Below are 10,993 nucleotides of genomic sequence, written 5' to 3'. Positions count from 1 at the left end.
GTGCACTGGCTCTCGGCAGCCCAACGGCTGCGTGCGGACCGGGTCCCCGGCGTGCTCGTGACGGTCGCGGCCGTCCGCGGCCACGCCCCGCGCGAGCCCGGCGCCAAGATGGTCGTCTCGCCCGACGACACGTGGGGCAGCATCGGGGGTGGCAACCTCGAGGCGACAGCGGTCGAGCGCGCCCGCACGATGCTCCGGCGGGGGGAGCTCGCCCCCGAGCAGCTCGACCTGGCGCTCAACGAGCGAGCACCCGTCGAGCACGGCCAGCAGTGCTGCGGCGGCGAGGTGTCGGTACTACTCGAGCCACTGCCCGTCGTGCCCTCCGTGGCGATCTTCGGGATGGGTCACGTCGGCGCCGAGCTCGCGCGCATCCTGAGCCGTCACGACCTCGAGCTGCACCTCGTCGACGGCCGCGCCGACCGCGTGGCCCCGGGACGACTCGCGGGGCTCGCCGACGCCGTGGCCGGTGTGCACGTCCACCACGCGCCCGTTCCGGAGCTCGTCCTCGGGCAGGTCCCGCGCGGCACTCACGTGCTCGTCATGACCCACGACCACGCCGAGGACGTTGCCCTGTGCGATGCCGCCCTGAGGTGCTCGCACCTGGGCTCGATCGGCCTCATCGGGTCGTCGGCCAAGTGGCGCCGATTCGAGCAACGCCTTGCTGCAGAGGGCCACTCGGCGCAGGAGCTGAGCAGGATCACGACGCCGATCGGGGCGCCGGGGCTCACCGGGAAGAGCCCGGCGACCATCGCCGTGGCCGTCGCGGCCGACCTGCTGGCGCTCTTCGAGCGGGAGCGGCAGCTCGGTCACGCGACGCTCCCGTCGCCGGGCACCCGTCCGTGACGATCTTCCGGGCCCGCGTGCTCGACACGCCGACGAGCCCCTTCGCCGGCGGCACGCTCCGGTCCGACGACGACTGCGGGCTGCTCGTCGGCGACGGCGTCATCACCGCGCGCGGCCCGTTCGACGCGGTGCGGGCGGAGCACCTCGACGAGCCGGTCCTCGACCTGCGCGAGGGTCTGCTCCTTCCGGGGCTCGTCGACACGCACGTGCACTTCCCCCAGGTGCGCGTCATCGGCGGGCTCGGTCTGCCCCTGCTCGACTGGCTGGACCGCTACGCCCTGCCGGAGGAGATGCGGCTCGCTGACGTCGACCACGCCCGGGGCGTGGCCCGCGACTTCGTGGCAGGGCTCGTGGACGCCGGGACGACGACCGCGCTCGTCTTCGGGGCCCACCAGGCCCCGGCCGTCGACGTGATGTTCGAGGCGGCCGACCACTGGGGCCTGCGGGTCACGACCGGCCTCGTGACCTCGGACCGGCTGTTGCCCGAGCCGCTGCTCACGACCGCCGAGCGCGCCCACGCCGAGTCCCTCGCCCTCGCGGGCCGCTGGCACGGCAAGGGCCGGTTGCGCTATGCCGTCACACCGCGCTTCTCCCTCTCGGCGAGCGAGGCGATGCTCGAGGCCTGTGCCGCCACCCTCGCCGAGGTGCCCGGGTCGCTCTTCACCTCGCACCTCAACGAGAACGTCCACGAGATCCGCGAGGTCGCCGCCCTCTTCGGCGGGGCCTCCTACGTCGACACGTACGACCGCTTCGGCCTCGTCACGGCGAGGTCCGTGCTGGCGCACGACGTCCACCCGACCGATGCCGAGCTGAGGACGCTCGCCGAACGCGGTGCCGCGGTGGCCCACTGCCCCACGAGCAACGCCGCGCTGGGCAGCGGGCTCTTTCCGCTCCGTCGTCACGTCGAGGCCGGGGTACGCGTCGCCCTCGGCTCGGACGTCGGCGCCGGCACCGGCTTCTCGCTGTTCAAGGAGGGACTGCAGGCGTACTTCGTCCAGCAGCTCCTCGGCCCGGAGGGGATGCTGCTGACCTCGGCGCACCTGCTCTGGCTGAGCACCGCGGCGGGCGCCGACGCGCTCGGGCTCGGTGACGAGGTGGGGGACCTCTCGGTCGGCAAGCAGTTCGACGCCGTCTGGGTGCTGCCGGAGTCCGGTGACCCGCTCGCCGTGGGACTGGACAACGCGTCGTCCCCCGACGACGCGCTGTCCAAGGTCTTCGCGCTGGGCACGAGCTCGGACGTCGGAGGCGTGTGGGTCGGGGGCGAGCAGATCGCCGCCGGCCGGTGGCGGAGCCCACGCCTCCGCTGACCCACAACCGCGCGCCCGAGGGCGTATGCCGCCGCACGCACCGTGCGGGTCGACGTGCCCACCGGGGCGAGGCTCAGACCGTCGCGGGACCGCTGCCGTCGGCGGGCGCCGTCTGCAGCGTCAGCGCGTCGCGGGCCCGGCGGGGTCCCGGGTGCTCGCGCAGCGACGCGCCCAGCCGGTGCAGCTTGGCGCGGTCCACGGAGTCCGCGCGACCCATCAGGCGCTCGGCGGCCGAGCGGATCGCACCGGCGTCCGCGTGGTTGGGGTCGAGCACCTCGCCCAGCCGCTGCGCCTCCACGGCGGCGGCGCCGGCGAACTGGTCGGTGGAGAGAGGCAGCAGCAGCAGGGGCACTCCGGCCGTCAGTGACTCGGTGACGCTGTTGTTGCCGCCGTGCGAGACGGCCACGGAAGCGTGACCGAGCAGGGTCACCTGCGGCAGCATCTCGCGTACGAGCCACGACTCGGGCAGTGCACCCAGCAGGGCACGCGGTGTCGACCCGTGGGCCAGGGCGACGCGGACGTCCAGCGGGCGCAGCGCCTCGGCGATCGTCGTGAGCAGGTCCGACCGGGCGGAGAGGAAGCTGCCGAGGCTGACGTAGACGACCGCCTCGTCGCTGCGGCCGAGCCACTCCTCGACCTGCTCGTCCGGGGCCTCCGCCCGCACCGCCGAGCCGAGGAAGGTGTGGCGCGGGAGCCGCAAGGTGCGGTGGGGGTCGTGCAGCTCCGCGGGGTAGTTGAGCATCAGGACGTCGCCGGTCTCGGCGAAGGCGTCCACGCTCGGCGGGGCCGCCGGCGACAGCTGTGCCAGCGCGGTGTTCCACTGCGCCGTGAAGTCGTCGCGCACCTGCTCCGAGAGCCGCCGCAGCTCGGCGAGGGCGTCCGGCGCGGGCCCGAAGGCACGGGGCCACGCGGGCGGGTAGCCGTACACCTCGTCGCCGACGGTGAGGGCGGACGGGTGTCCCAGCACGACGTCGGCGTGGCTGGTCCCCCTGCTGGCGAGACCCAGTCGGGCACCGAACGCGAGGTGGTCGACGATGATCGTGTCGGGGCGCACCCGGTCGACGACCTCGTGCACGGCCCGGGCCACGCCCACGGCGTTCCAGAGGAGGTCGTCCCCGCGCGCCCGCGCCTGGTAGGTGAGCGTCTCGACCGCGCCGAGCCTCGTGGCCTCGAAGAACCCACGGAGCGAGTCGTCCTCCCCGGCCGGCTGCTCCTCGGCCCGGATGACGCCCGGGTTCGAGCCGCGCCCCAGCTGCAGGTGCTCGCGGTCGTAGCCGAACGCGGTGACGAGTGAATCGGTCGCCGTGCCGGTGGCGACGACGACGCGCTCACCCGCGTCACGCCAGGCCGTGGCGAGGGTGGCGAGCGGGTAGAGGTGGGAGGCGTAGTCAGGGCTGATGACGAGGAGCGTCACGAGGCTCCCTCCACGGCGTCGGAAAGGCGCGGCTGGCCCGCTCGCTGCGCCGCCACCTGACGGTAGACCGCGGCGAGCGACGCGGCCATCGTGTCGATGCCGAACCTCGTACGCACCATGTCCCGGGCCTGCTCCGTCCGGGCGTCGGCGTCGGGCGCCGCGGCGAGGTCGAGTGCGGCGTGGGTCGCGCTCGCGAGGGCGGCGGCAGTGGACGTGTCGGCGAGGATGCCCGTCTCGCCGTGGGCGACGTAGGTGGCAGGGCCCCCGCCGGCAGGGGCGACGACGACGAGCCCGACGGCCATCGCCTCGAGGATCGCGATGCCGAACTCCTCCTTGAGGCTCGCGCTCACGTAGACGCCGGGCGGTGCCGTGTCGTCGGGTCCGCCCCGCAGCCGCGTGAGCCACGCGATGGTCGTCGCGTTGGGGCGGTGCCCGGCCACGAGCAACCCCTGGTCGGCCGCGTCGTCCGCAGGCACGGCGGCGTCGATGCGAGCCAGCTCGGCGGACTCCTCGTCGCTGGGGTGGTCGAGGTCGCCGCCCACGACGAGCAGGTTGCAGCGCCGGCGCAGCGGAGCGTCGTCGCGCCAGGCCTGCACGAGGGTCGCCATCCCCTTGACGGGGTTGAGCCGACCGACGGACACGACGATCGGCAGGGCCCGACGCTCCTCCGGGAGGGTGTCGAGGAGGGCATCGAGCTCGTCGAGGGCGGCGGCGACGCCGGACCCGGGTCGTCGTCGGGACCGGTCCAGGGTCTCGCTGACGATGCGGTCGACACCGGCCACATCGATCCCCTCGCCGACGACGCCGACGCGCTCACCCTGCTCCTCGACATCGATCCCGAGGTAGCGCCTCAGGTCGTCGTCGACCTGTGGGCGCGGGAAGAGGACGAGGTGTGAGGCACGCGCGGCGAGGTCGCGAAGCAGCCCGTCGCGGAACCACAGGTGCTCCACGAGATCGACGTCGCCGAACCCGGCCCGGGTCAGCGTCCCGGCGCGGTCCCGCGCGTCGATGAGCGCCTGGGGGTCGGGCGCGACCGTCAGCACGACGGGGATGCCGAGCTCGTCCGCCACCTCGGCGGCGGCCATGGATCCGACGTCGGCCATCCTCAGGTGGATCGCGTCGACGCGGCCGGCGGCCCGGAGGACCCGGCGGATCCCGCGGCGCGCCGCGACCCGCGCCGGCCAGGCGCGGGCCACCCCCACGGGACCTGACAGCGGCACCTTGGCGTAGTGGTGACCCGTCGTGAGCAGCGAGGAGCCGACCTGGCCTCCGGGCGCAGCCGACGCACGTCCTGACGGGAACTGGGCCGGGTCGGGGCTGCCGCCCGACAGGGTGATGACCCGGGCCACAGGGGATTCGCCGCGCAGCAGGGCGTCCCCGAGCTGCACGAGCAGCGTGGCGATGCCGCCGGTGTCTCCCCGGCCGGACTGGTGCAGCTGGCCGTCGATCTCGGAGTGGAGGAAGAGCTGCACGATGGTCAGTCCCTCGGGCACGCGCGACGCCGGGACCGGACGCAGGTCGAAGAGGGCGAGCCGGGCGGTCTGGGCCAGGGGGCCGACGTTGCGGGCCAGCGACACGAGGAGCGCCGCGGCGCTGTGGTCGGCTGCAGGTCCGTCGCCCAGGGCGGCTGTCGCTGCTGCGCGCACCGGGAGCACCTCGGCCTCGTCTGCCGCCAGAGCCATGAGCGCCGTCGTGGTCGCCCCGCCGGGCACCAGCCCCAGCGTCTCGACCAGTCGCGCTCTGCCGTCGCCGTCGGCCGTCGCCGCCAGACCGCTCAGCAGGGCGCCGCGCAGCAGATCCGGCTGTCGCGCCGCCCAGGCCTCGAGGGTGCGCTGAGCCAGCATGCCCGTGAACGCCCCGTTGCGGGTCGCGGCGACGAGGTGGGGCAGCGCGTCGGCGACGGGAGTCGTGTGCCGCAGCGCGTCGAGCGCGTGCTCCGCCACGGGGCGCCGATCGTCGGCCACCAGGCGTGCGAGCACCGGAGCCGCCGTGGGGTCGGTGCAGACACCGAGCGCGTGAACGGCCGCGAGGGCAGTCAGGGGATCGTCGGAGAGCGTCGCCGAGATCAGGTCCCGGACGGCGTCACCGTCCGCCTGCGCGGTGACGTCGGCGAGCGTCGACGCTGCTCGCATGGCTTCGAGGAGGGTGGGAGCGGTGCGGACCGCCTCGAGCGCGGAGCAGGGGTCCATGGGGGTGACCCTAGGCGCCCGATCGCCAGAATGTACAACCCTTGTCCAACGTTGTTGGGGCATGCCGAGCGCTGGCTGGCGCTGGAGCGGGCGGGCTGGTCGCCGCGAGGTGCACCTTCCGTGGCGCTACGGTCGCCGGAGCCAGCCCTTCTCGTGCGCCGCCCACCCCAGCTGGATGCGGCTGTTGGCTCCGGTGGCGTCCATGAGCGAACGGACACGGCGCTGGACGGTCCGCAGGCCGACGTCGAGCTGTCTCGCGACGAGGACGTCCGAGGCACCGGCGATGAGCAGCGACAGCACCTGCAGGTCGGTCTCGTCGGGACCCGGAGCGGTTTCGACGAGCTCGTCGCTCTCCGGGGAGGCGAAGTTGAGTGGCCAGGCGTCGCGCCAGACCGAGTCGAAGAGCGCGAGGAGCGACTGCACGAGGCCCGTCGAGTGGATGACGAGGGCTGCCGGCTCCGGGGAGTCGGCATCGAGGGGCACCATCGCAGTGCGTCGGTCGGCGATGACGAGCTTGGTCGGGACCCGGTCGCTGATGCGCACCTCCTCCTCCCGGCGGATCACCGCCACGAGCTCGGTCTGCGACGTCTGCTCGAGGACGTCCCGCTCGAGGACGACGCGGTAGCGGACGCCGCGGGCCGCGGCGATGTCCTCGGCCTGGTTCTCCGTCGCCGGCACGGCCGTCGGGTTGTCGGTGACGAGCACGCAGACCTCCTCGACGGCGCCCAGCTGCAGCTGGTGGAACCGCTGACCGACGGCGCCGGCGCCGACGACCACCTCGACGAGGTCGTGGACGCTCCCCGCCGCATCGGTGCGGTGGACCTCGGACAGCCGCGCCGCGACGAGCTCGGCCTGCTCGAGCTCGTGACGTCGGTCGTTGAGGAGCGCCCGCAGCGCGATCCCCGGTGGCGCCGCCACCCAGCGACCCGGCGTGGCAGCCGACTGGGCCACCAGTCCCTGGCGCTCCAGCCCGACGAGGCCGCCCTCGACCTCCGCCCTCGAGAGCTGGCAGCGATGGGTCAGGTCGTCGACGCCCGTGCCGCCCAGCCCGACGAGGGTGCGGTACAGGTTCGCCTCCGCCGGACCCAGACCCAGCGCTGCAAGCGCTTCCATGTCGTTCCTTCCGCTAGCTCTGACGTCGTCATGGCGGGGGGCGCACCTGCGCCATGACGCATAACCGCCGCACGCACATTCTTCCGGACAAACCGGCGGTCCGGCACTGTGACTGACGGCGCCGGATTCCCCACCCCGGCGCAACCCCCCCCCCGGCAGCGTGACCCGACCAGCGGCTCGCGCCCCCACTCCCCGAAGGACCACAGCATGCGCCCCATCTGGCGTAACACCCTAGGGGTGGCAACGGTTGCCATCGTTGCCGCCACCGCGGCCGCCCCCACCTCGGCCTTCGGCCAGGGCTCCGGTGCCCCACCCCGTCCGATCGTCGGATCGCGCGCTGCCCAGGCGACGAGCGACGCCCCCAAGACCGTCACCCTGATCACGGGCGACAAGGTCCTCGTCACCGGGGCAGGCACCAACGCCCCCATCGTCACGGTGCTACCGCGCGAGGACGGCACCGTGCCCTCCGTGGAGACTCGGCGGGTCGGCAAGGACGTCTACGTCTACCCCGCCGATGCCGTGGACGCCCTGTCTTCCGACAAGGTGGACGAGGAGCTCTTCAACGTGACGGGGCTCGTGGCCATGGGCTACGACGACGCCAGTACCGACAGCGTGCCGGTCATCGCCCGCTACTCCACGGACCTCAGCCGGGCGCGTTCCGCGCCCGCCACGCCGAAGGGCGCTGCCAAGGGTCAGACCCTGCACTCGATCGACGGCATCGCGCTCAAGGCCGGCAAGGCGCAGGCCGCTGCCTTCTTCGCGGAGGCGACGGACCCGTCCACCGCAGCCGGTGCGAAGATCGAGAAGATCTGGCTGGACGCGAAGGCGTACGCCACCCTCGACCAGTCGACGAAGCAGGTGGGCGCCGACCTCGCCTGGGCGAGCGGACTCAAGGGCAGCGGCACCAAGGTCGCCGTCCTCGACACCGGCGCCGACGCCGAGCACCCCGACCTGCAGGGCCGGATCCTGGCGTCCAAGGACTTCACGGGGTCGGCGGGTGGCGCACTGTCGGATGTGCACGGTCACGGCACGCACACCGCCTCCACCGTCGGCGGCTCCGGTGCGGCGAGCGCTGGTCTCGAGAAGGGCGTCGCCCCCGAGACCCAGCTGCTCATCGGCAAGGTGCTCGGTGACAGTGGTGGAGGTTCCGACTCGATGATCATCGGCGGCATGGAGTGGGCGGTCGGGCAGGGCGCCGACGTCGTCTCCATGAGCCTGGGCAGCAACGGCTCGCCGTCCGCCTGCAACGACCCCATGTCGTCGGCGGCCCAGGAGCTCGCCACGACGAGCAAGACGCTCTTCGTCATCGCGGCCGGCAACACCGGCTCGGCCAACAACACCGTCTCGGCTCCCGGCTGTGCTCCCGCGGTGCTGACGGTGGGCGCCGTGGACCGTCAGGACGTGCCGGCATGGTTCTCCAGCCGCGGGCCCACAGCGGTCGACCACACCCTCAAGCCGGAGATCTCGGCGCCGGGCGTCGGCATCACCGCGGCGCGCTCAGGCGGTCGGGGCGACGACGCATACGTCGCGATGTCGGGCACGTCGATGGCGACGCCGCACGTCGCCGGTGCCGCCGCCATCGTCAAGCAGGCGCACCCGAGCTGGACCGGGCAGCAGCTCAAGGCGGCCCTCGTGTCGTCGGCGAAGTCCGACGTCCCCGGTGACGTCCGCGCGCAGGGTGCCGGCCGCCTCGATGTCTTCGCCGCCACCAAGGCCTCGGTCGCCACCATGCCGGTGCAGGGTGGCACCTTCGCGTGGCCGCACACGAGCGCCCAGATCACGACGATCGACGTTCCCTACACCAACGTCACCGACCAGTCGGTCACCCTCAAGCTGTCCGTCGCCGGTGTCACTGGTGACGACGGTTCCGCCGTCAAGTCGGCGCCGGTCGCCCTCGGAGCCTCGTCGGTGACGATACCCGCCGGTACCACGGTCAAGGTCCCGCTGAAGGTGGACCCGACCGCCAAGCTCGGGGCCGCGCAGTACGGCGACGTCACGGGGCGCATCCTGGCCACGGGTGACGCCACCGTGTCGACCCCCTTCTCGCTCTACGTCACTCCCCAGACGGTGCAGCTCACCGTCCGGATGAAGGACCGCCTCGGTCAGCCCGCCAACCTGGGTTCGAGCGTCGACGTGGTCAACATCGACTCCATCAAGGCACAGCGCGCCTTCAACAACGGTGCCGCGGAGCAGACGTTCCAGGTGCGTCCGGGCACCTACTTCCTGTCGGGCTTCGTCCGGAGCCCCGACCCGACCTACCTGACCCCGAACACCGTCGGCTCCATCGCCTACTTCGGCCGACCGGAGATCAAGATCACCGGCGACACGACCGTCGACTTCGACGCGACCAGGGCGCACCTGCTGTCGGTCAAGACCGACCGGCCCAGTGAGCCCAAGGCCTCGGTCCTCTCGTTCTCCCGCACGTGGGACGACACGTGGATCCACGCCGGCTCCCTCAGCAGTGGTTCGACGACGACCGCCGTGTACGCCGACGTGCAGGGCAACCCCAAGCAGGGCACGTGGGAGTTCGGTGACTGGTCGCGGCGCTACGCGCCTGCCGTCGACTCGATGTCGGTCGTCGGAGGACCGGTCCTGCACCCGATCGCGGCGCCGAACGCGGCCCCGGGCCTCGACGGTGTCGGCACCGCCGGCCTCGTCGACGGGGGCAACGGCTCGTTGTTCGACCCCGCGCGCGTGGGCGGCAAGGTCGTGCTCGTGAAGGTCAGTGTTGACGGGATCTCCCCGTCGATGGTCAACCGTGCCCGCGCGGCCGGTGTCAAGGCGCTGCTTGCCTACGCTCCGGCTCCCGGCAAGTGGTTGCCCGTGGCCGGCTTCACGCCGCTCAGCGTGGCGACCTACTCGCTGTCGATGGCCGAGGGCGACCAGCTGCAGGCCCTCCTCGCTGCCGCCGCCGGTGGTCAGCTGACGCTCTCCTGGAAGGCGACGGCGAGCAGCCCGTACGTCTACAACCTCGGTTTCACCCAGTCGACCCCGCTGACGGACGACAAGACCTTCGTCGTGCAGGACAAGAAGCTCGGCCGCACGGAGGCCGACTACAAGGGCATGGGCGTCGACACGCCCCTCCTCGACTACGTCTACGCCGGCCGTGACAACGGTGTCAGCTTCGGTGTCTCGGCCTACGAAGCGGTGCAGGTGGCGACCAAGCGCACGGAGTTCTACACCGACGGCGGCACGAAGTGGCTGCACTACCTCACCTCGAGCTTCCCCTTCGGAGAGGCGATGACCGAGGCCTGGCGCACCTACCCGGCCGGCAGCGTCCGCACCGACAGCTGGTACGGCGGCATCGTCGCCCCGGCTGCGATCAAGAACGACCAGGGCGTCGAGCAGCTGACGGCCGAGCGTCAGGGCGGCCTCATGGGCTTCGCCCCCCAGATGTGGGGCGACGACTTCGGGCACGTGGCCAACCCCGGCAGCTTCGGGGACGAGGGCAACCTCACGCTGCGCCGCAACGGCGAGGAGATCGGCTACAGCTACACCCCCAACGGCGTCTTCGAGGTGCCGGCCGAGGACTCGGCCTACGAGCTGGAGATGAACACCGGCAAGTTCGGGAGCCCGGCGCGTCAGTGGGCCCGATCGACCGAGGTCAAGACGACGTGGCGCTTCCGCTCCGCGCTCGACCCCGACACGTTCTCGGTCGGTCTCCCGCTGCTCTTCCCGCGGGTCGGCCTGCCCGAGGAAGGCAGCAAGACCCTCGCCGCCTCGGCAGGGCAGGTGCTGCCGATCCGGGTCACCGGTCACGGCGGCTACGCCCCCGGTGACATCGTCTCGGCGACGTTCGCCTTCTCCTACGACGGTGGCACGACGTGGACGGACGCCGCGGTGTCCAGCAAGGCCGGGGCGTGGAGCGCGGTCGTCGACCACACGGGTGCCAGCGGCAAGACGGTCACCACCCGGGTCGAGGTGACCGACAGCAAGGGTGCCTCGGTGACGCAGGTCGTCAAGGCGGCCTACGCGGTGCGCTGACGAAGCGACGGATGTCTCAACATGGCGGATGCCGTCCCCTCCCCGGAGGTGGGCGGCATCCGCATCTGGCTCGGCGCGCCTGCCCGCGGGGGGTTCACCGCGAGCCCGGCTCGCTCGTGCTCGCGGTCATCGCACGCGCCGGG

The 10,993-nt window shown here is 72.8% G+C and carries 6 protein-coding genes; 3 read left to right on the top strand and 3 right to left on the bottom strand.

Features of this window, described 5'->3' with window-relative positions; all coding sequences use genetic code 11:
• Positions 1 to 843 carry a xanthine dehydrogenase accessory protein XdhC gene (xdhC, locus tag NR112_RS13445; protein ID WP_256794813.1) on the top strand — a complete coding sequence of 281 codons (843 nt, stop codon included), beginning with the start codon at positions 1 to 3 and terminating at the stop codon, positions 841 to 843.
• Positions 840 to 2,150, top strand: coding sequence for a guanine deaminase (locus NR112_RS13440; RefSeq protein ID WP_256794812.1), 1,311 nt, complete (start codon positions 840 to 842; stop codon positions 2,148 to 2,150). The genes xdhC and NR112_RS13440 overlap by 4 nt, the downstream gene beginning before the upstream one ends.
• A gap of 73 nt (positions 2,151 to 2,223) precedes the next feature.
• On the opposite strand, the gene NR112_RS22955 is transcribed toward NR112_RS13440, so the two are convergent.
• From NR112_RS22955 to NR112_RS13425, 3 genes are all read right to left on the bottom strand, one after another.
• A complete protein-coding gene (locus tag NR112_RS22955; RefSeq protein ID WP_256794811.1) occupies positions 2,224 to 3,564 on the bottom strand; it encodes a glycosyltransferase in 1,341 nt (446 codons plus the stop codon).
• Positions 3,561 to 5,753, bottom strand: a complete 2,193-nt coding sequence (locus NR112_RS13430; RefSeq protein ID WP_256794810.1) for a glycosyltransferase — start codon at positions 5,751 to 5,753, stop codon at positions 3,561 to 3,563. Before NR112_RS13430 ends, NR112_RS22955 begins: the two co-directional genes overlap by 4 nt.
• A 126-nt stretch (positions 5,754 to 5,879) precedes the next feature.
• On the bottom strand, positions 5,880 to 6,866 hold the full coding sequence (locus NR112_RS13425) for a helix-turn-helix domain-containing protein (protein ID WP_256794809.1): 987 nt from the start codon (positions 6,864 to 6,866) through the stop codon (positions 5,880 to 5,882).
• 237 nt (positions 6,867 to 7,103) lie between these two features.
• Here NR112_RS13425 and NR112_RS13420 point away from each other — a divergent pair, with 237 nt between their 5' ends.
• Positions 7,104 to 10,850 carry a S8 family serine peptidase gene (locus NR112_RS13420; RefSeq protein WP_256794808.1) on the top strand — a complete coding sequence of 1,249 codons (3,747 nt, stop codon included), beginning with the start codon at positions 7,104 to 7,106 and terminating at the stop codon, positions 10,848 to 10,850.
• Positions 10,851 to 10,993: the final 143 nt, after the last annotated feature.

Origin of the sequence: Terrabacter sp. Ter38 (genome assembly GCF_024519435.1) — a bacterium.
Taxonomy (GTDB): Bacteria; Actinomycetota; Actinomycetes; order Actinomycetales; family Dermatophilaceae; genus Terrabacter.
The sequence above is the reverse complement of the archived record's forward strand: the minus strand, read 5'-3'. Positions and strand labels throughout refer to the sequence as shown.

Excerpts from the sequence above, each read along its gene's own strand:
- NR112_RS13430 (WP_256794810.1), bottom strand. The coding sequence starts at position 5,753 with ATGGACCCCTGCTCCGCGCTCGAGGCGGTCCGCACCGCTCCCACCCTC.
- NR112_RS13425 (WP_256794809.1), bottom strand. The coding sequence starts at position 6,866 with ATGGAAGCGCTTGCAGCGCTGGGTCTGGGTCCGGCGGAGGCGAACCTG.